The organism is Gardnerella sp. KA01001 (assembly GCF_049244025.1).
Lineage (GTDB): Bacteria > Actinomycetota > Actinomycetes > Actinomycetales > Bifidobacteriaceae > Bifidobacterium > Bifidobacterium swidsinskii.
In genome coordinates this window covers 1283484-1309882 of record NZ_CP058366.1, presented here as the reverse complement: position 1 = coordinate 1309882, position 26399 = coordinate 1283484, and the positions used below count along the sequence as shown (strand labels likewise).

The 26399-nt window shown below is 39.0% G+C and carries 17 protein-coding genes, 1 tRNA gene and 1 other RNA gene; 18 read left to right on the top strand and 1 reads right to left on the bottom strand.

Going from position 1 to position 26399, the window contains the following annotated elements:
* Window positions 1-9 precede the first annotated feature (9 nt).
* The 17 genes from HXT59_RS05360 to HXT59_RS05280 all read left to right on the top strand — a co-directional run bounded on the left by HXT59_RS05360 (window position 10) and on the right by HXT59_RS05280 (window position 24983).
* Window positions 10-93 (top strand) — tRNA-Leu (locus HXT59_RS05360).
* 329 nt (window positions 94-422) lie between these two features.
* Window positions 423-1121, top strand: coding sequence for a hypothetical protein (locus HXT59_RS05355; protein WP_421784256.1), 699 nt, complete (start codon window positions 423-425; stop codon window positions 1119-1121).
* A 184-nt stretch (window positions 1122-1305) separates the two neighbouring features.
* Window positions 1306-6135: a DUF4011 domain-containing protein gene (locus HXT59_RS05350; protein ID WP_421784255.1), complete on the top strand. Its 4830-nt coding sequence runs from the start codon at window positions 1306-1308 to the stop codon at window positions 6133-6135.
* Between the two features lie 359 nt (window positions 6136-6494).
* Window positions 6495-7526 (top strand): cation diffusion facilitator family transporter, encoded by a 1032-nt coding sequence (locus tag HXT59_RS05345; protein WP_421784254.1) that lies wholly within the window; start codon window positions 6495-6497, stop codon window positions 7524-7526.
* A 112-nt stretch (window positions 7527-7638) separates the two neighbouring features.
* A complete protein-coding gene (locus tag HXT59_RS05340) occupies window positions 7639-8547 on the top strand; it encodes a TrmH family RNA methyltransferase (protein WP_102703049.1) in 909 nt (302 codons plus the stop codon).
* A 70-nt stretch (window positions 8548-8617) separates the two neighbouring features.
* On the top strand, window positions 8618-9685 hold the full coding sequence (pheS, locus tag HXT59_RS05335) for a phenylalanine--tRNA ligase subunit alpha (protein ID WP_033888768.1): 1068 nt from the start codon (window positions 8618-8620) through the stop codon (window positions 9683-9685).
* A gap of 5 nt (window positions 9686-9690) precedes the next feature.
* A complete protein-coding gene (pheT, locus tag HXT59_RS05330; protein WP_103014001.1) occupies window positions 9691-12312 on the top strand; it encodes a phenylalanine--tRNA ligase subunit beta in 2622 nt (873 codons plus the stop codon).
* A 258-nt stretch (window positions 12313-12570) separates the two neighbouring features.
* Window positions 12571-13110 (top strand): arginine repressor, encoded by a 540-nt coding sequence (locus HXT59_RS05325; protein WP_032842537.1) that lies wholly within the window; start codon window positions 12571-12573, stop codon window positions 13108-13110.
* 275 nt (window positions 13111-13385) lie between these two features.
* A complete protein-coding gene (locus tag HXT59_RS05320) occupies window positions 13386-14600 on the top strand; it encodes an argininosuccinate synthase (protein ID WP_103014002.1) in 1215 nt (404 codons plus the stop codon).
* A gap of 35 nt (window positions 14601-14635) precedes the next feature.
* The gene (gene argH, locus HXT59_RS05315; RefSeq protein WP_415693749.1) at window positions 14636-16153 is read left to right on the top strand and encodes an argininosuccinate lyase; all 1518 of its coding nucleotides are present in this window, start codon (window positions 14636-14638) and stop codon (window positions 16151-16153) included.
* Between the two features lie 166 nt (window positions 16154-16319).
* Entirely contained in the window at window positions 16320-17639 is a 1320-nt protein-coding gene (gene tyrS, locus HXT59_RS05310) for a tyrosine--tRNA ligase (protein ID WP_116773756.1), read from the top strand.
* 153 nt (window positions 17640-17792) lie between these two features.
* Window positions 17793-19421, top strand: a complete 1629-nt coding sequence (locus tag HXT59_RS05305; protein ID WP_421784253.1) for a hypothetical protein — start codon at window positions 17793-17795, stop codon at window positions 19419-19421.
* 144 nt (window positions 19422-19565) lie between these two features.
* Entirely contained in the window at window positions 19566-20666 is a 1101-nt protein-coding gene (locus HXT59_RS05300) for an HAD-IIA family hydrolase (RefSeq protein ID WP_102703054.1), read from the top strand.
* A complete protein-coding gene (locus HXT59_RS05295; RefSeq protein WP_102703055.1) occupies window positions 20663-21466 on the top strand; it encodes a TlyA family RNA methyltransferase in 804 nt (267 codons plus the stop codon). The genes HXT59_RS05300 and HXT59_RS05295 overlap by 4 nt, the downstream gene beginning before the upstream one ends.
* Window positions 21467-21556: 90 nt before the next feature.
* On the top strand, window positions 21557-22480 hold the full coding sequence (locus HXT59_RS05290; protein WP_004111445.1) for an NAD kinase: 924 nt from the start codon (window positions 21557-21559) through the stop codon (window positions 22478-22480).
* 54 nt (window positions 22481-22534) lie between these two features.
* Window positions 22535-24319 carry a DNA repair protein RecN gene (gene recN, locus HXT59_RS05285; protein ID WP_004111446.1) on the top strand — a complete coding sequence of 595 codons (1785 nt, stop codon included), beginning with the start codon at window positions 22535-22537 and terminating at the stop codon, window positions 24317-24319.
* On the top strand, window positions 24303-24983 hold the full coding sequence (locus tag HXT59_RS05280) for an HAD family hydrolase (protein WP_004111448.1): 681 nt from the start codon (window positions 24303-24305) through the stop codon (window positions 24981-24983). Before recN ends, HXT59_RS05280 begins: the two co-directional genes overlap by 17 nt.
* Before the next feature lie 19 nt (window positions 24984-25002).
* On the opposite strand, the gene rnpB is transcribed toward HXT59_RS05280, so the two are convergent.
* Window positions 25003-25376, bottom strand: an RNA gene (gene rnpB / locus HXT59_RS05275) — RNase P RNA component class A.
* Between the two features lie 211 nt (window positions 25377-25587).
* Between rnpB and hpf the strand changes: the two genes are divergently transcribed.
* Window positions 25588-26259 (top strand): ribosome hibernation-promoting factor, HPF/YfiA family, encoded by a 672-nt coding sequence (gene hpf / locus HXT59_RS05270; protein WP_004106803.1) that lies wholly within the window; start codon window positions 25588-25590, stop codon window positions 26257-26259.
* Window positions 26260-26399 lie beyond the last annotated feature (140 nt).

The following is a 26399-nucleotide window of genomic DNA, read 5'->3' as shown; positions in this document are numbered from 1 at the left end:
GTGATTGCTGCCTCTGTGGCGGAATTGGCATACGCATCAGACTTAAAATCTGACGCCCTTACGGGCTTGTGGGTCCGAGTCCCACCGGAGGCACAAACAAAGCGCTGCACAGTTTTTAGCTGTGTGGCGCTTTTTGCTTTTTGAGTTTTTGGGTAGTCTATGCTTGGGTTGTGTTAAAATTCCACTGTGGTTTGTTAGCGCAAATCCATATAATACATTGATATTTATTAGGATTTATAATGATTCGTGATAATAATTGTGCACTAGGGAAGTGCAGTAATGTTCTTCATTCTAAATATAGAAAGTTTCGTCGCTTAAGCTCACTTGCATTCATAGTACTAATTTCTTTTTCTATGGTTTGTTTTAGTGGATGTGCGGATTCAAATGCAGAATTTAAATCATTACAGAAAACTTGCGAGAATTTGAAAGTTAAAGTGAATGCTGCGAGTAAGGCTCTAGAAGATGCATTAAATGATGCAAAAAATAAAACTGGTCAAATTTCTTCTGATGATGTAGAAGATTCGTCAGTATTGGATAACTTAAATTCTGTATTGGATGAAGCTAAGAATGTAGATTTCCCTACTATTTCATGCTTAGCAGATAATAAAGATGACATTAAGAAATCAAATAAAGAACTTAATGATCAGCTAAAAGTGTACAAAGATAAAATAAAAGAACTAGAACAGGCTTCTAATGATGTTCAGGATTCATATAGAAAACATGTTTTTAGTGAAGCGAAAAAAATTGCGGATGATGCAGTAGGTAAAGTTAAAGATCCTAAAGTGATTGATGACCTTAATGCAGCAATAGACAATGGTGATATTGATGCAATTCCTGATGCTGTAAAAGCTGTTAATGAAAGCATCGAGGCAAAAAATAAGGAAGATGAGGAAGCTCGTAATGCAGCTCAACAAAAACGTCCTCCGGTTGTCAAGCATAAGCAGCCTGTAAATAATAACGTTCCTCAGCAGTCTCAGGATGATCAACCTTCGGCATCTCAAAATTATGTACATCCTGGATCTTTCTGTTCAGAAGAAGGAGCTACTGGTATAACAACTAAGGGAACTCCAATGGTATGTAGAAGCCGTGATGGCGATAGACCTCGTTGGGGTAGACAATAGATTTGCTCTAAGAATATTTGAATATTAATTTTTTGAAGGACAGTAGTCTTTGCTGCTGTCCTTCAAAATTATTTATAGATTATTTTTTTTTAAAACTCTGCTTTTGTAGATAAAAAGAAAGTATTTAGAGTTAAAATTATTCCAATTGAGTTGTTACCAACGTTGCTTGTGAGGTAAAGAGCAGATGGAAGCCAAACAATTAATTGAGTTATCTAAGCGTATAGATAAGTGGGCAGAACAATTATTGGATACTGGCAAGCGAAATAATCTTGTAAGTTTTAAAGATCGTAAATTATCTACTTTAGAAATATTGAAACCAAGTGCCGAAGAGATTTTCCAAGAATTTTCTTCAGATAATCCAAATCCTTTTACAATATTTGATCCAGCGCAGATTCTTGACGATGAGAATAATGATTATGACGATTCTTTTGTGTCAGATACAAATTCAGATAGTAGAGAAAATAAACGTATTTATAACAAAAACGATTTTCTTAATAGATTCTCTAATGAAATAAGTTCCTCACAAGTTCTTGCGTATAGCACTTACGGTAAGCCTGTAGCTGCTGCAAGAAATATTATGAAAACTTCCAATGAAATTATGAAAGAAACCGGTATAAATGTTGCGTATATAGCATTTGGATTTATTCATTGGAAAGATACTAATTACGCTGATACTGTCCGTTATGCTCCTATACTTTTAATTCCTATACAGATAACAAATAAATCTCTTACTGATCCGTACATAATATCTGTACTTGATGATGAAATTCTCATAAATGAAACATTTTCGCTCAAAGTCAATAACGAGTATGGCATAACTCTTCCGGAATATAAAAATGGAACAACTCTAGAAGAATATTTTGAAAGTGTTCAAGATTTAGTTTCTAAATTAGGTTGGGAAATAAGTAAAGAATGTAAGATCGGACTTTTTTCTTTCGCAAAAATAAATATGTATATGGATCTTAAGAATAATAAAGATAAGATTCTTAATAATTTAATTGTCAATAAGCTTTTAGGTGGTTCTGCAGATTCTTATGATGAATCTGATGAAGATATAGATGAGTCTGAGGCTGGTAAGGATTCAATAATTGATTTATGCAATGTTGTTGACGCTGATTCTAGCCAAATTGATGCTATAGAAATGGCTAAATCTGGTAAAAGCTTTGTTTTGCAAGGCCCTCCAGGAACTGGTAAAAGTCAAACAATAACAAATATCATTGCTGAATGTCTTAATGATGGCAAAAAAGTATTATTCGTTTCAGAAAAACTTGCTGCGCTAAAAGTTGTATATAACAAAATGCAGCAGACAGGTATTGCTGACTTCTGCCTTCAACTTCATTCAAATAAAGCCAATAAGAAAGATGTTATTAAAGATATATGTAATAACTTCGATATTCAAAAGAATGAAATTAATCAACTAAAAGTTGATGAGGAAATAAATGTTAAAGTAAAAGCAAAAGAGAAATTGGATTCTTATGATTACAATCTCCACAAAATAAATCCTGTAATTAATAAGAGTTTATATGATTTATATGAGCGTCTTGCAAAATTTGATGAAAATGCTGATATTATATGTGAGGTTCAAGATATATCTAAATTAGGAACAGATTATCTAGATACTGCTACTAATCTTTTAACAGAATATGTGGATTATCTTCCTACTATAGGGTATGACTACCGTGATAACCCTTGGTACGGATATATAAATCAGAACATTTCTTTGCAAGAAGAGATGCGAATAAAAAGTAGTATTTCTTCTTTAGTTGACGCACTGCGAGAATTGATTACTGTAACAGGTGTTATGTCTGAAAGATATAACATTAGCTGTAAAAGCTTTAAGGATTCTGTTTTTTGGGGTTATTTCTTTAAATTCATTGGTGAATCGTTATTGATTACTCCTGCTCTTTTAAACAGGCAGAATTTTAATATTGCCTATGATTCTTTGCAAAAATTGAAGGCGCTAAGTGATGAGATACATGTTTCGTTGCAAAAGATGTCTGATTACAATGATGGCATTTATAAGTTAGATGGTTTAAAAAATCTCAACGATTTGAAACATCTTAATAGTGCAATATCTAGAATTTTTAACTCTGATTATAAAAAGATTGTTTCTGATGTACGACTATGCAAAAAAATAGGCAAAAAGATTAAATATGATGAGTTAGTTCTTTTAATGGAAACTCTATCAAATTATCAGAAAGCAGTTAGTGAGTACTATTATATCGAAGCTTCTGTTAAATCAATGTTTGGTTCAGCGTATAACGGTATTGAAACTAACTGGGATTATGTAAGCGAACAAATGAATACGCTTGCAAATATGCTTTCTAATGAACACTCATTTGAACCGTTAGAAAAGTATTTAAGCTTCTTGTCTGAGAGTAAAACGTTCATTGAATATTCTAATCAAATTTTCAATATACTAAATGAAAGTAATGTTCAAAATTTCGATTATATTTTCAATAATTTTGATAGGGGAATTGTTGATTTTCAGTCTATTTCGCTTGATGATGCTAAATCTAAACTTGAGGATTGTCTTTCATCATTTGATCAATTGCGCCAATGGTGTGGATTTAGAGAATTACTTAATAAAATTAAGAAATTTGGAATGCTAAAGTTTATTAACGATATTATAGAGAATAATGTTAATAAAGACAGTATTGTTGGAACTTTTAAGAAGCAGTTCTATTTGCAATGGATTGACTTACTTATTAGGCAGAATAGTTCTTTGTCGCAATTTAGTAGGCTTTCTCAAGATAGGGCAGTAAAAGAATTTGCAGAGAAGGACATTGAGCAGTTTAAAATAAATCGAATAAAGTTGCGTGAGAAGCTTTCATCTGCATGCCCTGAGTCTAATTACGCTGCATCTGGAAGTCCTTTAAGTATACTGTTGCGCGAAAATAAGAAATCAAGAAGCAAAAAGAATATACGCGAACTTATTAAAGAAGCTGGAGAGCTTGTTCAGAAAGTTAAGCCATGTTTTATGATGTCACCGCTGAGCGTTAGCACGTATCTTGACTATGACTCTATGAAATTTGATATTGTAATATTTGACGAAGCTTCACAGATGTTTCCTTGGGATGCGATTTGCGCAATAAGTCGTGCCAAGCAAGCTATTATTGTTGGTGATTCTAAGCAAATGCCACCTACTAATTTCTTTAGCACTGTTATAAATAATAGTGAAGATGATGACGAAGATGATGACGATATAAGAAGCTTTGATTCTATATTAGACTTAGCTTCTGTTGTTTTGCCGCAGGTCAGATTAATCTGGCATTATCGTAGTCGCTGTGAGCAGCTTATTGCATTTTCTAACAAGAATTTTTATGATAATAAGCTTATAAGTTTTCCATCTGCTCAGTCTGATTCTGAGGGTCTAGGAATTGATTATTACTATGCCAATGGAGAATTTGATCGTTCTTCTCATAACAATAGGAAAGAAGCTGAGTACGTTGTTGATTTGATTTATAAGAACATTGATAAATATCCTAATAGAAGTTTGGGTGTTGTTGCATTTAGTCAAAGTCAGCAAAATCTTATTGACAAATTGTTGTTTAGGAGGCGTCAATCTACTCCAGAAAAAGAGTTTTTCTTTGATGAGAACAAAGAGGATGCGTTCTTCATAAAGAATCTTGAAACTGTTCAAGGTGATGAGCGTGACACTATTATATTCAGCATTGGCTATGGTCCTGATTCTAAAGGTATACTTTCGCTTAATTTTGGACCTTTAAATAAAGAAGGTGGCGAAAGACGCTTGAATGTTGCTGTTACAAGAGCAAAATATAATATTCAAGTTGCTTCTTCTATGCATGCTACTGATATAGATCTAAGCCGCACGAAATCAGAAGGTGTTAGACTTCTGAGAGAGTATCTTGATTTTGCTGAAAATGGTGAGATCGCTTTAGAGCGCAATGAGAGTGTAGGAAACATAGATCAGTTTGATTCAGACTTTGAATTTGAAGTGTGTGAATTCTTACGAAATCATGGGTTCTCTGTAGACACACAGGTAGGATGCTCTGGATTCAGGATTGATCTTGGATTAAAGATTCGCAATAGTTCCGACTATGTTTTGGCGATTGAGTGTGATGGTGCTACATATCATTCGTCCAAGAATGCTCGTGATCGCGATAGGCTTCGACAGACTATTTTGGAAAATATGGGTTGGAAATTCTATAGAATTTGGTCGACTGAGTGGTTTAGAAATAAACTAGTTGAGCAAGAGAAGCTTCTGCATGTTGCTAATGATGCTGTAAAAATTCAGTATATTCATGAATTTAATTCTGATGATAGTAACTTGGAGCTATCTAATGAAGGTAAGGTTTCATCTAATCCCAGCTCTGATGACATGCACGTTCGAGATTCCGTTCATGGTAAGCATGTTACGCATGCAGATTTTTCTAATAAATACGAAGAAAATATGAGCAGTTTAAAAGAAAAGTCTGCAAAAAATCTTTATGATATTACGCAACCTGTTGTTAATAATCATTTTTCTTTTGAAAAATATAAGATGGCTAGCAGTACTAAAGATTGTAAAGATATTTTTGACAAGCATAAGAGCATAGGTTTCAAAGAAATTGTTAAGGATATTCTAGAAGTTGAAGCTCCTCTTTCAGAAAACCTTCTTTTGCAGAGAATTGTTTGGTATTTCCAGCGTGAAAAAGTTCCTTCAGCTGTGCAAAAAAGTTTTGACATAAAAATGCGAGGCTGTGAAGATTTTGGCATCATTCGTCGTAATGGTTTTATGTATTTAAAGGATGCCCATATTGCTTTCAGATTGCCTGGTGATATTCTCCGCGATTTTAAGCAAATTGCACCTGAAGAGATTGGCGAAGGAATGCTTGAGATTATTAGCAAAAATGTTAGTGTGGCAAAGGATGGTTTATATCGCTTTATGATTGGGCAATATGGAAAGAAGCGGTTAGGAAGATCTGATACTGAAGCTTTAGATAATGCTTTGGATATGTTGCTGAAATCTGGCAAAATCGTAGACGATGATGGTCAAATAAGATTGAGTTAATATGTGAGAGACCATATCGCAGCATGCAATCTGCGCGAGTGTCTCAAAACCAACGAAATGAGACATTGGTGCAGAAACGGTACTGCGTTACTGTCGGAAAGCAGGCAGATCAGACGAGCGTGGGCAACTTGTTATACGCTGTAGGTTTGGGGGAATGACCAGATTCCGCTTACAGTTTCAGTTTGTCAGTTTTCGCTTACACGCTTATGTTGACGGTGTGTGATTACATAGTTGTAGATATGACTGTTTAGCAATTTGAACCCCGGCTTAGGCTGGGGTTCATTACGTATAAGGCAAAATGCGAATGATATTGAGAAACAATATCGTCCAAATATTTTAATATTTTAGGAGGCTGGAAAGTGCATAATCATAACGATGTAATTCGAACTAGTGACACTGATTCACACTCAAGCAGTGCGAATGCAAATGCCAACTCTTTCGATACTAATTACAACAATGCCAACGCAGCTTCCCAAGCAGAAGCAATTCACGCAAGTCATGCGCATCAGCATCGTTTGCTTCTTACGCTTTCTCTTACTGCAACTGTGTTTTTTGCTGAGGTAATTGGTTCTTTCATAACCAATTCTTTGTCGCTGCTTATAGACGCAGGTCATATGCTTACAGACATTTCCGTTCTTGCAGCTTCAACAGTTACTGCAATTCTTATGCGTCGTCGTCCAAATAGTAAGCGCACGTGGGGTTGGGCGCGTCTTGAAGTTATTACAGCTGCTGCGGGAGCTCTTATTTTACTGCTTGTAGGAGTGTATGCTCTTGTTGAAGCTGGAATGCGTCTTTTTGGTAGTGGACATCAAGGCATTCGCGATGTAAATCAGCTGCTATTCTTTGGTGTCCTTGGTTTAGCTGCGAATTTAGGTTCTCTTGTAATTCTTATGTCTCAATCGCAAGACAATATGAATATGCGTGCTGCTTTTCTTGAGGTTATGAACGATGCTCTTGGATCTGTTGCAGTTGTAGTCTCAGCTATTGTAATGATGAGTACAGGTTGGGTAGGTTTTGATGCTTTAGCTGGCGGTATTATTGCGCTTCTTATGATTCCTCGTGCGTTAAAGCTTCTTAAGAATGCTGTTAAGGTTCTTCTTGAGCAGACTCCTGAAGGTCTTGATTTAAACAAAGTTCGTGAACATCTAGAGCATGTTCCTCATGTTCTTGCAGTTCATGATTTGCACGCTAGTACTGTCTCTACTGGTATGCCGATTTTTATGGCACATGTTGTTGTGGATCCTAATATGACAATGTTTCAATGCTCTCAAGTGCTTTCCCAGCTTCAGGACTGCTTGCGCGAGCATTTTCCTGTTTCTGTCTCTCACACTACTTTCCAACTTGAGCCTAAGGGTTATACCACTTCTAGTGCTTCAGAGCATCATGAATAGAGTTTCTAAGGTTTTGCTTATAAGTCTTGTTGCAAAGAACGTGACAAGTTTGCATAAATACGTGAATGCGTATTTCCTGTGTCGTAATTGTTTTTGAAGTAAAGTTATATTTATGCCGTTAAAAGAACTAATTGATAATGCTCACAGTGAGCGCGTGCGCAGACTCGTTTCTTTAGGTCGCGCAAAGTCGCATGATTTGCAGCGTTTTTTAGTTGAAGGTCCGCAAAGTGTGCGTGAGGCTGTTCGCTACGCTTCAGATTCAATAAGTGATATTTACGTCACTAAAGATGCCTGTATAAATAATGAAGAAGAAACTAACCAATCTTCTTCTTTGAAAGCAATTATTAAAGAAGCGTTATCTAAAGATTTATATGTTCATCCTGTTGAATCAAGTATTATGCAAAAAATTAGTGCTGATTCACAGGGAATTGTTGCGGTTGCTAATTCGAAATCTTTGGACGATATTTATTTTAGTGAGTTTAAAAATTTACAGCAATCAGCACAAGTAAAAGTAAAAAACGATTTTAAGCCTCTTCGTATTGCAGCTTGCTGGCAGGTAAGAGATCCTGGCAACGCTGGTGCTATTATTCGTGTTGCAGATGTTGCTGGATGCGATGCTGTTGTTTTTGTTGATGATTGCGTAAGTCGTTGGAATGCTAAGCTTGTGCGTTCGACTGCTGGCTCACTATTTCATCTTCCTGTAGTGCAATTAAGCGTTCAAGACTGGTTCGAATGCGCTGCAAAAGCAAATATTCGAGTTATTGCAGCTGATATTTACGGAACTGACAAGATTAAACCTGTGCCATTTCCAAAAATTTTAGTCAATTCCGAGGTTATTAGCAGTTCTTTGGCTATTTTATTTGGTAATGAAGCTAGAGGCTTACCTAAAGAAGTATTACAGCAGGTTGACGATATTTCAATAATTCCAATATATGGAAAAGCGGAATCAATGAACCTTGCAACAAGTGCAGCAGTAATGCTTATGGGCTTGGCTATGTCGAGTCATGAGCGAAAAATATAGCTTTGGGCAATATTTTGCAATAGCGTATATAAACAATGAATATACGTATAACACAGATAGGAAAGGTGCTGTGACCGATAATAAGCCATTCGATATTAAAGCTGTAAGTAAAGCAGTAAAAGAAGGTATTGCTAGCGTTACAGCTGCTCAAACTATGGAAGAGCTGAAGGCTGTTAAAACTAAGTATGCTGGCGCGCAGTCAGTGATGACTGTTGCAAGTAAAGCAATTGGTTCTTTGCCTGCGGATCAAAAGAAGGAAGTTGGCAAGGTGATGTCAACTTTGCGAGCTGATTTTGGTCGAGCTTTTGCAGAAGCTACAGAGCGAATTAAAGCTGTTGAAGAGGCTAACATGCTTTCTGCAGAAACTGTAGATATGACTCTTCCAATTAATCGTAAGCCTTTAGGTGCTCGTCATCCTATTGCTCGTATTATTGAGGATTTTGAAGACTTCTTTGTGTCTATGGGTTGGCAGATTTCTGCAGGTCCAGAAGTTGAAACTGAATGGTTTGATTTTGATGCATTGAACTTTGGTCCGGATCATCCTGCGCGTCAAATGCAAGATACTTTCTACGTTCAGGGTAATCAAGCTAAGGATGCTGCAGGCTTTGTCGGTTCAAATATGGTTTTGCGCACGCAAACTTCTTCTGATCAAGTACGTGCGTTAATTGAGCGTGGAGTTCCTCTGTATATTGCTTCTCCTGGTAGAGTGTTCCGCACTGATGAACTGGATGCAACACATACTCCAGTTTTCCATCAATGTGAAGCTTTGGCTGTAGATAAGCATTTAACAATGGCTGATTTAAAGGGTGTTCTCGATCGTTTAGCTGTTGCGATGTTTGGTCCAGATGCAAAGAGCCGCTTGCGACCAAGCTACTTCCCATTTACTGAGCCTAGTGCTGAGCTGGATCTTTGGTTCCCAGATAAAAAGGGCGGTCCAGGCTGGATTGAATGGGGCGGTTGCGGAATGGTTAACCCTAATGTGTTGAAGTCTGCAGGTTTAGATCCACAAGTGTATACCGGTTTTGCTTTTGGTGTCGGCTTGGAGAGGACTCTGCTTCTTCGCCACGATATTAACGATATGCATGATTTGGTTGAAGGCGATAAGCGCTTCAGTGAACAGTTTGTAATGGGGGAGTAAAACTCATGCCAATGGTAGATATTGACTGGCTCAAAGATCATGTTGAAGTGCCAGAAGGTTTAACTTACGAACAGCTTGCTAAAGATTTAGTTCGTGTTGGTCTAGAGGAAGAAGAAATTCATACTTCTCAAGTTACCGGTCCAATTGTTGTCGGTTACGTAGTTGACGCTACTCCTGAACCGCAGAAAAATGGCAAAACTATTAATTGGTGCCATGTTGATGTTGGAGATAAATACAACGATGTTGACGAGAACGGCAAGAAAGTTCCTCGTGGCATTGTTTGCGGTGCTCCTAATATGGCTGCCGGTGAAAAGGTTGTTGTAACTCTTCCTGGTGCTGTTCTGCCTGGAGATTTTAAGATTGAGCCGCGTAAGACTTACGGTCATATTTCTGACGGTATGTGTGCTTCAGAGCGTGAGCTTGGTTTGGGAGATAGCCACAATGGCATTATTTTGTTGCGTGAATATGGCTTCTCTAAGGCTGAATATGATGAGTTGAAGCCTGGCGACGACGTAATGGAGTTGTTGCATCTTAATAAGCCGATTTTGGAGATTAACATAACGCCTGATCGTGGATATGCTTTCTCTTATCGTGGTGTTGCTCGCGAATATCATCATTCAACTGGTGCTGTTTATACGGATCCTGTTTCAAAGTTGAATGAGCAGGTATCGCAAATTAACGATGAAGGTCACAAGACTTCAGATATTGACGTGAGTATTGAAGATACTAATCCAATTCATGGTGTACCTGGTTGTGATCGATATTATGCGCGTGCTGTACACGGTTTTGACTCCACTTGTGCAAGCCCACGTTGGATGCAGCGTCGTTTAACGCGTGCAGGTATGCGCAGTATCTCTCTTGCTGTTGATATCACTAATTATGTCATGCTTGATTTGGGTCAACCTCTTCATGCTTATGATTTAGACAAAATTGAAGGTCCAATTGTAGTTCGTCGTGCACATGAGGGCGAACATCTTACGACTTTGGATGGCAAAGATCATGAATTGCATGTTGAGGATTTAGTTATTTGCGATTCTCCTCGTGGAAACCATGGTTCACGCGTGCTTGGCTTAGCAGGTGTTATGGGCGGCATGTATGGCGAAGTTACGAGTGAAACGAAAAATATTTTGATTGAGGCAGCGCACTTTGATCCCGTTTCAATTGCTCGTACTGCTCGTCGACATAAGATTCCTTCTGAGGCTTCTCGTCGTTTTGAGCGTGGCGTTGATACCCAATTGCAGCCAGCAGCTGCACAAATGGCTGCAAATCTTTTGGAACAGTTTGGTGGAGCTAAGCCATCTACATCGCCGTGTGATGTCAATAATACTCAGTCGCGAAATGTGATTGTGTTTAAAGCTAATGAAGTGCAGCGAGTTGCTGGTTTGGATGTTGATTTGAATCGCATTAGCGATATTCTTACCGATATTGGTTGCTCTGTTGCTGGTGGTGGCAATGGATCCTTCTCCGTTCTTCCTCCAACTTGGCGTCCTGATTTGAATGAGCCTTGCGATCTAGTAGAGGAAATTGCTCGACTTGTTGGATATGATGAGATTCCTGTTAAGGTTCCTGCTGTTCCTGTTACTGGTCGAACTGGCTTAACTGCGCAACAGCAAACTAGACGAGCTATTGCTTATGAGTTAGCGGAAACTGGTTTTGTTGAATCTTTAAGCTATCCATTTGTTGGTGAGGAAGATATTAAAGCTTTCCGTCAAAATGTGGATGAAGTTGCTGAAGTAAGTGTTCGTATTGCTAATCCTTTAGCTGGAGACAGGCCTTGGCTTCGTCGTTCTGTTTTGATGACTTTGGCTGGTACTGTTCGACGCAATCTTCATCGTGGTTTAACAGATATTTCCATGTATGAGCTTGGTCATGTGTACTTTAGCGATCCAAATGCTCCTGCAATTCCTGCATTACCTGGTTCTGTTAGACCTTCTAATGCTGAGCTTGCTGCGTTGGATGCTGGATTACCGGAACAACCTTTGCATGTTGCTGCTTTGCTAACTGGTCATGCTGAAGAAACTGGTTGGCTTGGTACTCATAGAGATGTTGATTGGAGCGATGCTGTTGAAGCACTCCAGCGAGTTGGTAAGAGAATTGGTGTTAAGTTCATTCTCGAACAGTTTAAAGCTCAAGATGCTCCATCTTCTTGGCATCCTGGTCGTAGTGCTCAAGTTTGTGTTCTTGCTGAAGATGGTTCAAGCGTCAATCTCGGTGTTGTTGGCGAATTGCATCCACATGTTTGTGAAGCATTAGATTTACCTAAGCATTCTGCAGCATTCGAGCTTGATTTAACTGAATTGTTTAAGAATATGCTTATGAAGCCTGTTCAAGCTAAACCAATTTCGACTTTCCCTCCTGTAAAGCAAGATTTCGCTTTCACTGCACCAATTGAGTTGAAAGCAAATGAATTGCAGTCTGCTATTGAAAAGTCTGCTGGAGATTTGCTTGAATCTGTTGAGTTGTTCGATGTGTATGAGGGTGAGCAGCTTGGAGAAGGTTTGCGTTCTCTTGCTTATTCCGTAACGTTCCGAGCAAATGATAGAACACTTTCTGGCGAAGAGATGGAAGAAGTTCGTAAGAAGATTACGGATGCTGCTGAAGTCTTGCACGCAACTTTGCGAGTGTAAAATATAATATATTTTAGTTAATGCGATTGTGCATACGTTCTAATAATAGTATGCATAATCGCATTTATTGTATTATTAACTCTTTTTCTTTTTATGTAAAGTAACATCTATTTTTTAAATAAAATATAGCATTTTTCGTGCATAATAGATATGTGTGACGAAGAACACATAAATAATTTTTTTATGCATGTAGATATGTATACACATATTCGTATATATTTAATTGAAAATATGTTTATGAAAGGTTTTGATAAAATTATGATGAATCCAGAAACGGATGCAGAATCAAATAACGAAGTGTCAATAAAACAGCAACGTCCTGCAACAAAAGCAGCGCGTTTAAACGCTATTGAACAAGCGTTACTGGCAGAAGTGATTACTTCTCAATCTCAACTCGCTAAAGTGTTGGCGCGTCATGGTTTTAATGTTACTCAAGCTACTTTGAGCCGAGATTTAGATGAGTTAAATGCCGTTAAAATTCGATTGACGGATGGCAGGATTGCGTATGTGCTTGGCGATGGTACTGGCAATCGTCATGCTATGGATACTGTGCGAATTGATCAGCAAGTTGCTCGCACTTTAGCAGGTCTTGTCACTGAAGTTGGACACGCAAATAATATTGTTGTTATTCATACTCCATCAGGTGCAGCACAATACGTTGCAAGTGTTATAGATCGTCAGCCTTTGAAAGGTATTTTAGGATCAGTTGCTGGAGATGATACAGTTATTATGGTTTGCGTTTCAAATGAAGAAGCTGAAAATCGAGCAAATTGGATGCTTTCAGTAGCTTCTCGTTAAACAATTTATTAAAAAATATTGTGGCTATTTAATTAAATATTGTATTAAAAAAATAATTTTGCAGTAACGAAAAGATTTATACGCGTGCAGTGCATTGTTGAGCTGCGCGCGTTTTTATATGTATAACTATAATTGATATATTTTTTATATTTTATAATAACCCTTCGAAGATGGTAAAAATATAATAATTTTTTGGCGCATCTGTTGATTTTATTTTAGATGTATAATATGCTCTTTATTGTTTATTTATTCAATACATGACCTGGGAGGTCACAATGACTAATAAAAAACGTATTGTCTTGGCGTATTCAGGTGGCCTCGATACTTCGGTAGCAATTCCATACCTTAAAGAGCAAACAGGTCAAGACGTTGTAGCTGTGTCGCTAAACGTTGGTCAAGGCGGTGAAGCACTTGAAGTAATTAAGAATCGTGCTTTGGCTTGTGGTGCAGTTGAGGCATATGTTGTCGATGCTCGCGAAGAATTCGCAGATAATTATTGCATGCTTGCATTAAAAGCTAACGCAATGTATGAAGACGTGTATCCATTGGTTTCTGCTCTTTCTAGGCCTTTGATTACTCGCCACTTAGTGAATGCAGCTCATCAATTTGATGCAGACACAATTGCGCATGGTTGCACCGGCAAAGGAAACGATCAGGTTCGTTTTGAAGTTGCAATCCAATCTTTGGATCCAGAATTAAAAGCTATTAGCCCAATTCGAGACTTGTCACTTACTCGTGATGTTGAAATAGAATTCGCTAATGAGCACAAGCTTCCAATTGAACAAAGCAAGAAAAGCCCATATTCGATTGACCAAAACGTGTGGGGTCGTGCAATTGAAACCGGTTTCCTAGAAGATCCATGGAATGCTCCGACTGAAGAGTGCTATTCTTATACGCAAAATCCTCTTGAATCTCAAGAACCGGATGAAGTTACAATTACTTTTGAAAAAGGTATTCCAGTCGCAATTGACGGTCATAGCGTAACGCCTTTGCAAGCAATTGAAGAAATGAATGCAAGAGCTGGAGCGCAAGGAATTGGACGAATCGATATTATTGAAGATCGTCTTGTAGGAATTAAATCTCGTGAATTGTACGAAGTTCCAGGTGCTCAAGCTTTAATTGTTGCACACCAAGAGCTTGAAAATTGCTGCCTGGAGCGTGAGCAGCATAGGTTAAAGCGTGCTCTTGATAAAAAGTGGGCTGAATTTGTCTATGATGGTCAGTGGTTCTCTCCAGTTGTGCGTTCTCTTAACGCATTTATTAATGAAACTCAAGAGCATGTTTCTGGAGAGATTCGAATGACTATGTATGCTGGCAAAGCTGTAGTTACTGGACGTCGTTCTGAGGAATCATTGTATGACTTTAATTTAGCAACGTATGATTCTTCAGATACATTTGATCAGCGTGCTTCCAATGGATTCATTGAAATCTACGGATTGTCTAGCAAGGTTGCAGCAGCAAGAGATATGCGCGTTGCAGACAACAACTAATACGATATATAAAAAAGATATAAAGGTAATAAACTATGCACGATGCAACAAAAGCAGCAGCCGCAGAACTAGAAAATAATGAAAGTAATAATACTAATCACCCTATTGCATTGTGGGGTGGACGATTTAGTTCAGGTCCTTCAGCAGAGCTGACGAAACTAAGCAAGTCCACACAATTTGATTGGCGATTAGCGGATGATGATATTGCTGGTTCTAGAGCTCATGCGCATGCGTTGCATCGTGCAGGTCTTCTTAACGAAAAAGAGTATGCTGATTTATCTTGTGCATTAGATGAATTGCAAAAGCATGTAGATGACGGAACTTTCGCACCCATTGAGGAAGATGAAGATGAAGCTACAGCATTAGAGCGCGGTTTACTTGAAATTGCTGGAAATGAGCTTGGCGGAAAGCTTCGTGCAGGTCGCTCTAGAAATGATCAAATTGCAGCTTTAATACGTATGTTTTTGCGTAGGCATGCGCGCATTATTGCATCATTATTGTTGTCAGTTTGCCAAGCGTTGCTGAATCAATCAAAAAATGCAAAAGACGCGGTGATGCCGGGGCGCACTCACATGCAACATGCTCAACCAATTTTGCTTGCGCATCAGTTAATGGCACATGTTTGGCCGCTTTTACGAGATGTAAATCGCTTCATAGATTGGGATTTGCGTGCAGATGAAAGCCCTTATGGAGCAGGCGCTTTGGCAGGCAATACTCTTGGTCTTAATCCAGAAGAAGTAGCTAAAGAGCTTGGTTTTTCTAAAGTTTGCGTTAATTCTATAGACGCAACTGCAAGTAGAGACTTAGTCGCAGAATTTTCATTCATCGCAGCAATGATTGGCGTTGATATATCACGATTAAGTGAAGAAATTATTATTTGGAATACTCAAGAATTTGCATTTGTTCGTTTAGATGATGCTTATTCAACTGGCTCATCGATTATGCCTCAAAAAAAGAATCCAGATATTGCTGAACTTGCTCGCGGTAAAGCTGGTAGATTAATAGGCGATTTAACTGGTTTAATGGCAACTCTTAAAGGTCTTCCTACTGCTTATGCTCGCGATTTGCAAGAAGATAAAGAAGCTGTTTTTGATCAAATTGACACTTTAGAAGTGCTTCTTCCAGCCTTTGCTGGAATGGTAGAAACTATGAAATTTGATCTAAATAGACTTTATGAACAGTCTTCTACTGGTTTCGCTCTTGCTACAGATATTGCAGAATGGCTTGTAAAAAAGGGTGTTCCATTCCGTAATGCTCATACTTTGTCTGGTTTGTGTGTAAAGCGAGCTGAGGAAATTGGGGGAGATCTTGCTGATTTAAGCGATGATGATTTTTCAAATATTCTAAGCGGTTTTGTTGATAGCGCAGAAATTGCGAATATCAGAACAATATTGACTAGTGCTGGATCTGTGTCTGCCAGATGCGGTCGTGGCGGTACAGCCTTCGCGCGAGTTAAAGAGCAAATTGTAGAGGCTGAAAATGCAATGGATAATTATTATAAATTTGCAAATTCAAAAAGCGATGGTTCTGCTTATATCTCGCCTATAAAATAATTTTAAAATTAGATTATTAGCTGTCACGTTATAGTGCCAAATATTGTACTTTATAATATTTGGCACTTTTTTATTATGCGTGTCGCCATGTGCTGCAAAAATTGAAAGGCTTGTGGACGCGCAAAGCGCCCGATATTTATCGGTATTCTGTATTAAGGAGATACGAATGGCTCAGGTCAGGAACTACAAGGAAGCAGGTTTTGCTTCTTTGTTTGAAGAGCTTAAGTGGCGTGGATTAATTTCACAATCTACTGATGAGCAGCAGCTTGCTCAAGCGCTTGACGGAGAACCATTAACGTATTATTGCGGTTACGATCCTACTGCTGCTTCATTGCATATTGGTAATCTTGTGCAGCTTATTAATATGCGTCACTTGCAGGCTGCAGGTCATCATCCTATTGCTTTAGTTGGTGGTGCTACTGGTTTGATTGGTGACCCTCGTCAAAGCGGAGAACGCACTCTTAATTCTAAGGATATTGTGGCTGGCTGGGCTGAACGCTTGCGTAAGCAGATTGGTCGAATTTTGCCTCTTGATGGTGAAAATCCTGTTCGTTTTGTCAGCAATTACGACTGGGTTTCTAAGATGTCTGCTATCGACTTTTTGCGCGATGTTGGTAAGAACTTCCGAGTTGGAACAATGCTTTCTAAGGATATTGTGGCTCGTCGCTTAAATTCCGATGAAGGTATTTCTTTTGCTGAGTTTAGTTATCAAGTTTTGCAAGGTAACGACTTCTTGTACTTGTTTGATAATTACGACGTAACTTTGCAACTTGGCGGTTCGGATCAGTGGGGTAATCTCACTTCCGGCATGGATTTGATTCGTAAGGTTCGTGGCGCATCCGTAAACGTGTTTACTAGCCCAATTATTACAGATAATCAAGGTCGTAAGTTTGGTAAGTCAGAAGGTAATGCCATGTGGCTTGATCCTTCTATGCTTAGCCCTTATCGCTTCTACCAGTTCTGGTTCAATCAGCCTGATGATGAAGTTGTTAAGTTGCTTAAGGTGTTTACTTTCTTGCCAAAAGATGAAATTGATCGTTTAGCTCAACAAATTCAGGATGATCCTGGAAGTCGTGAAGCTCAGCGAGTGCTTGCGTGGGAAGTTACAAGTTTCGTTCACGGTGAAGATTTAACGAGCCAGGCTATTGAAGCTTCTTCCGCTTTGTTTGGACGTGGTGATCTTTGCAATATTGATGAGCAGACTCTTGAAGCTGCTTTAGATGGCGTTAAGGTTAAGGCTGAAGACGGTAGTCTAGATTTCGCTAAAGCTAAAGTTGGAGACCGTGTTGTTGAGGCTGCAGTTGCCGCTGGTCTGTTACGTACTGTTTCCGAAGCTCGTCGTGCTATTGAAGCAGGCGGTTTGTATCTGAATAATGAACGTGTAAGTGGTGTCGACGATGTGTTAAGTGAGGGCTCTTTCTTGCACGGTCGTTTCGTTTTGCTTCGCCGTGGCAAGAAAGCTATCGGTGCCGTAGAGCGCGCTTAATAAATGTTTGTGATGTATTAAAAAATACATCTGTTGTAAGCTTGCTGCTTGATGTATGCTATAGCTTGCTTCAGCAGATGTTTAGTTGTTTTATGAATATAATTAAAATGTGATTTTGTAATAAAATTGCACATAGATGAGAGGTATGCCAGAATGGGCGAAGAACGCGAACACTCGCGGAGTGGTAAGAAATCTTTTGGTGAACGTGGTGGATTTGGTCATCGCAATGGTGGTAAAAGTAGCGAGCGTCGCGGTGGTTTCCATAAGGATGGTTTCCATAAAGGCGGTTTTAAGAAGGGTGGTTTCCGCCGTAATGATGATGACCGTGAAGAGAGCTTCCACTCTGGCGTAAAGCGTGAGGGTGATCGTCGTTTTAACCGTCATGACGATCGTAAAGATGACCGTCGCGGTGGTTTTAAGAAGAATAGTTTTAAGAAGGACGGATTCCGCTCAGAGAATCGCGATAATGATCGTCGCTTTGATCGTAACCGTCATTTTGATCGTATAGATGACCGTCGCGATGACCGCCGCTCTAGAGATTTTGAACATTCTGGTGAAGAAGGTGGCAACCCACGCTACAAGAAGTTTGATGGTGAACATCGTTTTGATCGTCGTGACGATCGCAGGGATAGTCGTCGTGAGAACCATCGCAATGGCGATTTCCATAAAGATTTCCATAAAGGCTCTAAGGGCGGCTTCCGTGATGACCGCAGAGACGATCGTCGCGATGAGCGCAGAGATAATGAGCGTCGTTTTGATCGTCGTGACGATCGCAGAGATGATCGTCACGCAAATTCGCGTAGTAACTTCCGCTTTGAAGATGGTCCACGCCGCAATTCTGACGGAACTGTTTCTTATCCATCTCAAAATCCTTATACAGCACGTCGCCCTGGTGAACCTAAGATGCCAAAAGGTTTGGAATGGGCAATGCTTTCTAAAGAAGATCGCGAGCGTTTGCGCGGTCTTTCAAAGGAACACGCTGAAAATATTGGTCTTCATATTCTTGCAGCTTATACTTTGCAAGAAGAAAATCCTGAACTTGCATTAGAACATGCAAAGTGGGCTGCTAAGCAAGCTTCTCGTATTGATTTTGCTCGCGAAACTTTAGCTTTTGTGGCCTATCGTCAGGGCGATTACAAGCTTGCTTCTAAGGAATTCCGCACTGCAATGCGAATGAATGGCTACCTTGATTATTTGCCATTTATTGCCGATTGCGAGCGCGGTATGGGAAATCTAGATAAGGCTTTAGAAATTTGCATGTCAGATGAAGCAAAAACCTTAAGGGGAGAAGTAAAAGCCGAAATGTTCCTCGTTTATGCAGGTGTTTTGGCTGATACTGGTCATGCTGATAAGGCTATTGAATTGGTTCATGCAATGGGTCGTTCAAAGGGTCTTCCTGGGGAGTATCGTATGCGTGCAGTTCAAGCAGAACAATACTTCTTGGAAGAAGCCGGGCGTAGTGACGAAGCAATTGAATTAGAGTCTTTGCTTGATAAGCTTGAGCAACAGTATGCTGATGTTGATGACGAAGATATAAATCCTGATGATATTGTTATCGACTATGATTTAGAGCATTTGAATGATGACATGATGGATGAAATTGGCATGAGTGAAGATGATGCTCAATTTGCTCCTGATGAAGAATCTGATGAAGAATCTGAAGTAACTGAAGATTCTGAAGATTTAGAAAACTCAGAAGACTCAGAAGAGACAAGTAACTCTGAGAATGCGGATAATACGGATACAATCGAGATGAGTGCTGTTCACGCTGACGAAGAGTAGTTCGTAACATTTGAATATTTGCGTCCGGCTGCTTTTAAGTAAGCCGGGCACTTGCTGCTTTGAGAGTTGATATTTATAAAATATATTTGAAAAATTTGAATCTAAATTAAGTGCAGTGTTTAGCAAACTTAAATGAGGTATAGTATGCAAGTTGAAACGAAAAAGAATTTTTCTTCATGTAATCGTCCGTTAAGCGATGCATTTCGTCTAGCACTGCTTGATTTAGATGGTGTTGTATATCGTGGTGGAAATGCTGTTGAATATGCGTCTGATTCCATTTTGTTTGCGCAAAAAAATGGAATGGCAATTGAATACACAACTAATAATTCTTCGCGTTTCCAATCTGTTGTTGCAAAACAACTGGAAAGTTTTGGCTTAAAAGTAGAACCATGGCAGATTATAACGTCTTCTGTTGTTGCAGCAAGGATGGTAGCTCGCAATGTTGAGAAAGGATCCAAAGTTCTTGTTCTCGGCGCTGAACATTTGCGTCAAGAAGTGCAACGCGTAGGATTACAACTCGTAGATTCGTGCGAAGATAATCCTAAAGCTGTTATTCAAGGCTGGTATCCTCAAATGACTTGGCAAGAAATGGCGGAAGTTTCTTTCGCTGTTGAGCATGGTGCAAAATATTTCGTTACTAACCGCGACTTAACTATTCCAAGAGAGCATGGTATTGCTCCTGGATGCGGTTCCATGATTCAAGCTGTTATTAATGCTACGGGTGTAGAGCCTATTTCGTCTGCTGGAAAACCAGAATCTGCAATGTATGATGAAGCAAGGTTTTTGGTTGCTGCTAATGCTAAGCATGATGATTCTGAATGTGAAGAATACACTGAAAAAGACGAGTATGGGAATCCTGTAATTAGTATTGAGTATTCATTAGCAGTTGGAGATCGTTTAGATACTGATATTGAGGCTGGAACAAGAGGAGGCTATGCTTCTCTACTTGTTCTTACTGGAGTTACAGATCCTCGCATGCTTATGCTTGCGCCAAAACATTTGCGTCCAAGTTTTGTTTCTAAAGACTTGCGAGGATTAAACGAATCTCACAACGCTCCTGAACGAGTTAACGGTAGTACTTTTACTTGTGAAGATGCTATAGCAAGAGTTGTGAATAATAATATTATTGAAGTTAACAACACTAACGATTGCAATGCTTTAAGAGCTGCTTGTGCGCTGGCATGGAGCTTGCAAGATTGCGGTGAAAATATGGAAAATTATACTCTTCCGGAGTTTTCCTTATGACTGTGAATGAGGATTTAAGTAAACTTTCAAATAGCAATATTTCACAACGCTTAGATTGCGCTTTGGTTAGTCGTGGTTTAGCAGAAAGTAGGACAACTGCTCAGCGTTTAATTCATGCTGGCGTAGTGAGTGTTGACAATCGAAATATTACGAAATCCTCATTTTTAGTAAACAATTCACATACAATAACAATCGACGAATCAAAAAATACGCAATTTTGTATTAGATACGTTTCTCGTGGAGCACTTAAGTTAGAAGGTGCTTTCGAAGCGTTTTCTAAAAATGGTTTAACTACTTCCAAATCAACTAAAGCTCTAGATATAGGTGCATCAACGGGCGGTTTTTGCGACGTTCTTTTGCAAAGAGGTGTTCATTCTGTAATAGCTTTAGATGTTGGTCATGGTCAATTGCATCCAAAAATAGCTAACAATTCACATGTAATTGAAATGAGTGGCGTAAATATTCGAGATGTGTACGAAGAGAACTTGCCATATAAACCAAATCTTATAGTTTCGGACGTTTCTTTTATTTCTCTAACGCTTGTTATTCCAGTAATTTCTAGAATAGCTCAATTGCATGCAGATATTGTGCTTTTAGTTAAGCCGCAATTTGAAGTAGGAAAAGGAAACCTTGGAAAAGGTGGAATAGTAACTGACGAGACTTTAAGAATTAAAGCTTTAGAAACAATAAAAAGTTGTGCAAATCAAAACGGTCTAAAGGTTATCTCCTCTTGCGAATCTCCTATTGAAGGAACGCATGGCAATACGGAGTATCTTCTTTATGCGCGTTACGAGAAGTAAGTTAATTATTGAATGTTTAGCATTTTTCAATATGTATCCTAACAATTACAATAGTAGTAGTTGTGTTTAAACAGTACGAAGGGGCTGTATATGCAGGAACATTTCGATACTAATTCCGCTTCGTCGGCTCGTCGTGCTCTTGTAGTTACTCACGCTAGAATCGATGTTCATAGTGATGTGGTAAATCAAGTCAAGACTCAACTTATTAAAGCTGGATTCGTTGTTGACGTATTCAACAGTGCTTCTGTGTCTGATTTTGCTAAAAAAACTACTCGTATAGTTGATGAAAATACGGAAATAGTTGTGGTGCTTGGGGGAGATGGCACCATGCTTCAGGCTGCTGAGTTAGTGCATTGTACTACTGTTCCAATTATCGGCATAAATCTTGGTCATGTTGGTTTTTTGGCAGAATTTGAAAGTTTTCAAATTAATGATGCTATTCGTAGGATTGCAAACAAGGATTACACTATTGACAGGAGAATGGAAGCTCATGTAGATGTGTGGCTTCCTGGCGAAAGTGAGCCTTTAAGTGATTGGGCGTTGAACGATATAACTCTTGATCGCGAAGACAGAGGTCGAATGGTAGAACTTTCAATACGAGTAGACGATGTTGAAATGTCATCTTTTGGTTGCGATGGTGTAATAGTTTCAACTCCTACTGGTTCCACAGCTTACGCATTTTCAGCAGGTGGATCAATCATGTGGCCAAATGTAGAGGCATTGCAATTAGTGCCATTAGCTGCTCATGCTCTTTTTGCGCGTCCTCTAATTATTGGTGCCGGTTCTACTTTTACTATTGACATTCTTAATGAATCGTCTTCTGGAGGTTGGATTTGTTGCGACGGTAGAAGACAGCGCGCTCTTCCTCAAGGATCAAGGATTCAAGTTCGTCAATCAAAAGATGAGCTATTATTAGCTAGACTTTCTGGTGCTCCTTTTACGAAGCGTTTAGTTACAAAATTTGATTTGCCAATAGTTGGGTGGCGTGAGCACAATAATAATTCTTTAAACTGAATTATTTAAGTAGAAAATAATATTAAATATAGCATTTATAAAACGAGGTACAGCGTGCTTGAAGAGTTAGAAATACGTAATCTTGGGCCAATTTCACATGCGCTTATTACTCCTTCGTCTCACATGACAGCTATTACGGGCGAAACAGGCGCTGGAAAGTCAATGCTTTTAAGTGCTATCAAGCTTATTTCTGGATCCAAAGCAGAAGTTGCAAGGATTTCTCCAAATGCTAAAGAAGCATGGGTTCAAGGCATATTTAGTATCCCTAAAACAAGTGAATTGATAGATGCTGTTGGAAAATCCGGTATTGAATTAGAGCCTTCAGAAAATGACGAAAATAAATCAGATATGTATGTTTCTAGAACAGTACCACAAGAAGGTCGTTCAAGAGCAACAATTTCTGGTTTCGCAGTACCAAAAACAGTTCTTGAACAAGTATGCTCACGATTGATAGTTATTCATGGACAAAGTGACCAATTACGTATAGCAACAAATTCAAAACAACGCGAATTGCTTGATACTGTATCTAAAAATAGTGAATTACTTAAGCAATACGCATGTGCGTATCAAGCGTGGAAAGATGCTAAAGAAACATGTAATCGACTAGAAAATCAAGCGTCTTCTTCGCGACAACGTGCAGATTACCTTAGAGAATCGTTAGCGAGAATACGAGATGTGAATCCGCTGCCTAATGAAGATAAGGAATTGCGTGCAAAAAGAGAAAGAATTGAGAATTCTGCTCAAATTGTTAAAGCAGTGAGCATTGCGCTCGCATCCCTTGATTCCAGTCAAATAGATTATGGTGCTTCAGAATCATCTGAAGATGCTTGTTTTCTTGTAGATAAAGCTTCTCAAGCATTACGAAATATTCGTGTAGATGATTCTTTCAATTCTATTGCAAATCAACTTGACGATATTCATGCTCAACTTGACGATATTGTAATGCAGCTTGCTCAACAGTTGGATATCGATGTAAGTGAAAAAGATTTAGATGATTTAAATTCTCGTATTCATGATCTTACTGATTTAACTCGTAGGTGGGGTCCAACATTAGATGACGTACTTGATTGGTCCGAAAAAGCTCAGTTTGAACTTGAAGATTTAGATGATTCTCCTGAAGCTATTGCCAAAGCGCGTGCTAAGTGTGCTCAACGATATGATGATGCTCTTAAACTTGCTGAAGAATTATATAAAACTCGTTTAAATGCAGCTCATGATTTTGGCACTTTAGTTAGTGAAGAATTACATTCTTTGGCTATGCCAGGTGCTCAATTAATTATCAGTGTAAATAGGCGTTGCGAAGATTTATCTGGTTCTATTCCGCTTGATTCTAACGGATGTGATGATGTAGAGTTTTTGTTCCGACCATTTCCTGCTTCTTCAGATTTGCCGATGAGCAAAAGTGCTTCTGGTGGTGAATTAAGTAGGCTTATGCTTGCAATTGAGCTTGTTGTTGCGAAGTTGACAGATTGCGACGAAGAAAATATGACATTTGTTTTCGACGAAGTAGATTCTGGTGTTGGTGGTGTTGCGGCAGTAGAACTCGGTAAACGTTTGGCTCAACTTTCTCAACATGCTCAAGTTATTGTTGTTACTCATTTAGCTCAGGTTGCTTCTTTTGCAGATGCACAATTTGCAGTACAAAAAAATCTTGTTGAGAATAGTGAGAATAGTTCTTCTGCTATAGTTGCGGATACTTCTGTTATTGAGCTTAATGATTTGATGCGTGAGCAAGAGATTGCTAGGATGCTTGATGGAAGTGAATCAAAAACTTCATTAGAACATGCTCGTGAGCTATTGAGTGCAAGTAGGAAGATCATTGATGGATTTACAAAATAATTCGTCTATTGTTGCAGCGATTTTTGATTTTGACGGCACATTACTTGATTCTTTAAGCGTTTGGGATGATATTGATCGAGTAAGTTTTGCGAAACGTGGTATGAACGTTCCTTCAATCTTTGCGAATACGACTGCAACAATGAATCCTAGACAAATTGCAGAATATGTTATTAAAAATTACGGATTTACTGATGCTCCTGAAGATTTGATGAAGGAGTGGTCAGATATGGCTTTTGACGCTTATGCTAATCATCTTCCGCTAAGAAAAGGCGCGTATGAATATGTGTATTATTTGCGTTCTAATGGTATAAAGCTTTTTCTTGTTACAACTCTTTCTAAACGCTTGTGTATTCCAGCTTTAAAAAGAGTTGGCATTTTTAATTGTTTTGATTTTATTCATTTTGGAGAAGATTTATCTGAAAAAGGTAAGCATAGTCCTAAAACGTATATCGATATTGCTAATCAACTTAAAGTAGATCCAGCTAAATGTGTAGTTTTTGAAGATTCTGCTACAGCTTTATGTTCAGCTCAGCAAGCTGGTATGCAAACATGTGGGGTAGTTGATAATTCAAACGTAAAAATTGATTTAGATTCGTCGTTTAATAAATGCTTAGCAGTATTTTCTGATTTTTCTTTCGCTCCAAGAATCAGCGATATAAGTTGAAAATATGCTATTGGTTGAGTTGATGAGGTTTCACATACCCCGGGTTTTGTCGCATACACAAGTGCATGCGGATGGCCATCCATCTCGATTTGACGTTACCGCCAAACTCTAGCAGTCTACCCGAAGACTTGAGCGAGCAGCTCTAAAGCGTCTTCTGCTTGACCTTGCTCCCAATGAGGCTTGCCATGCGGCTTACTGTTACCAGAAGTCCGGTGGTCTCTTACACCGCCGTTTCACCCTTACCCGAACGAAACGTTCAGGCGGTCTATTCTCTGTTGCGCTATCTCTCAGGTCGCCCTGGGCGGACGTTATCCGCCATTGTGCTCTGTGGAGCCCGGAAGTTCCTCAGCCACTCCGAATGAACATTGTGACCGCGGCCATCGTGAAACCTCAACCTTCCCAATTATAGCAGATGATATTAATATCGTAAAAAATTCGTTATTTTATAAGAAATTCCGTAATAAACGTTAATTTTTTTATTTTAATTTAATAAATCGCTAGGTTTGTATGGATTTAGCAGATATAATAGAAGAACCGACGGCATCGTGGCAGTCGGGTTGTACAAATCGAGCTTAAGGTTCGAGTCTATATGGGGAGGTTTCGCATGGAAATCGTCATTACTGGTCGTCATACGCAGATTAATCAAAGGTTCCGTGACGTTGTAGAAAGTAAGATGAATCGTGTGACCGCCATTGCGCCTGATGCGCAGCGCGTGCAAATCGTGTTGACTCATGAAGGCAATCCAAGGCAGGCTGACACAGCAAAGCGAGTTGAAATTACTGTTGTTGCAGGAAGCACAGTGATTCGCGCAGAAGCTTCTAGCACTGATCAATTTAGTGCATTAGATATGGCGCTTGATAAGTTGACGCTTCGTTTGCGTCGCACTCGCGATCGTCGTAAGGATCATCGTCGTGGATATACGGAAATGACTCCTGTAGACATGGGTGCTGTAGAGCCTGAGATTGAGACTACTGTTGAAGAGCCAGAAGAAAATGAGGTTAATAGCGCAGATGCTGCTGTTGCTTCCGATTTAGGTCCTGGTGAATCTGTGGAAGTAAGTGTTGGCGACACTCCTATTGTGATTCGTCGTAAGTTACATATTGCAGAGCCTATGAGCATAGATGAGGCTTTGTATGAGATGGAGCTTATCGGGCATGATTTCTTCTTGTTCGTAAACAAAGAAACTATGAGACCATCTGTAGTATATCGCAGACATGGTTGGAGCTATGGCGTATTTGAAATTGATACACCTGAAAATGTTGCTAAGCAAAAGTAATAATTAAAACACATCTAAAATGCGCGAATAAGTGCGCATGCCCGTCTAGCACAATGTTGGGCGGGCATTTTTATGTAGTAATCAGACTCGCTAACTTATAAAAATCGTAGCCGTCGCGTAATATAGGCACAGTTTACGTC

Excerpts from the sequence above, each read along its gene's own strand:
- hpf (WP_004106803.1), top strand. The coding sequence starts at position 25,588 with ATGGAAATCGTCATTACTGGTCGTCATACGCAGATTAATCAAAGGTTC.
- HXT59_RS05325 (WP_032842537.1), top strand. The coding sequence starts at position 12,571 with ATGATGAATCCAGAAACGGATGCAGAATCAAATAACGAAGTGTCAATA.
- HXT59_RS05305 (WP_421784253.1), top strand. The coding sequence starts at position 17,793 with ATGGGCGAAGAACGCGAACACTCGCGGAGTGGTAAGAAATCTTTTGGT.
- HXT59_RS05320 (WP_103014002.1), top strand. The coding sequence starts at position 13,386 with ATGACTAATAAAAAACGTATTGTCTTGGCGTATTCAGGTGGCCTCGAT.
- HXT59_RS05300 (WP_102703054.1), top strand. The coding sequence starts at position 19,566 with ATGCAAGTTGAAACGAAAAAGAATTTTTCTTCATGTAATCGTCCGTTA.
- argH (WP_415693749.1), top strand. The coding sequence starts at position 14,636 with ATGCACGATGCAACAAAAGCAGCAGCCGCAGAACTAGAAAATAATGAA.
- HXT59_RS05350 (WP_421784255.1), top strand. The coding sequence starts at position 1,306 with ATGGAAGCCAAACAATTAATTGAGTTATCTAAGCGTATAGATAAGTGG.
- HXT59_RS05280 (WP_004111448.1), top strand. The coding sequence starts at position 24,303 with ATGGATTTACAAAATAATTCGTCTATTGTTGCAGCGATTTTTGATTTT.
- HXT59_RS05295 (WP_102703055.1), top strand. The coding sequence starts at position 20,663 with ATGACTGTGAATGAGGATTTAAGTAAACTTTCAAATAGCAATATTTCA.
- tyrS (WP_116773756.1), top strand. The coding sequence starts at position 16,320 with ATGGCTCAGGTCAGGAACTACAAGGAAGCAGGTTTTGCTTCTTTGTTT.
- HXT59_RS05290 (WP_004111445.1), top strand. The coding sequence starts at position 21,557 with ATGCAGGAACATTTCGATACTAATTCCGCTTCGTCGGCTCGTCGTGCT.
- pheT (WP_103014001.1), top strand. The coding sequence starts at position 9,691 with ATGCCAATGGTAGATATTGACTGGCTCAAAGATCATGTTGAAGTGCCA.
- HXT59_RS05340 (WP_102703049.1), top strand. The coding sequence starts at position 7,639 with ATGCCGTTAAAAGAACTAATTGATAATGCTCACAGTGAGCGCGTGCGC.